The 262-nt window shown below is 75.2% G+C and carries 1 pseudogene; it reads left to right on the forward strand.

From position 1 onward, the window contains the following. Positions 1-173: pseudogene (locus AOK22_RS43510) on the forward strand (LLM class flavin-dependent oxidoreductase); the annotation flags it as partial. Between the last annotated feature and the right edge of the window lie 89 nt (positions 174-262).

The raw sequence follows: 262 nt of genomic DNA on the forward strand, positions 1-262 counted from the left end.
CCGCGGACGACGCCATCGCCTATGGGGAGCGGCTGCGCGACGCCGGGGCCGACGAGATCATGTGCCTCATCCAGATGGGCACCGTCCCGCAGGAGGCCTGCATGGAGACGCTGCGGCAGTGGGGGGAGAAGGTCATCCCGTACTTCCGCGCCCAGGAAGCGGGCACCGCCTGATGCCGGCGGACCCCGCGCGGGAGCGGCCGGCTTCCGCTCCGGCCCCGGGGATCCCGGCTTCCCGTGCCTCGGCACCCCCGGTCCCCGCC

This window comes from Streptomyces silaceus (assembly GCF_001419745.1).
Lineage (GTDB): Bacteria > Actinomycetota > Actinomycetes > Streptomycetales > Streptomycetaceae > Streptomyces > Streptomyces silaceus.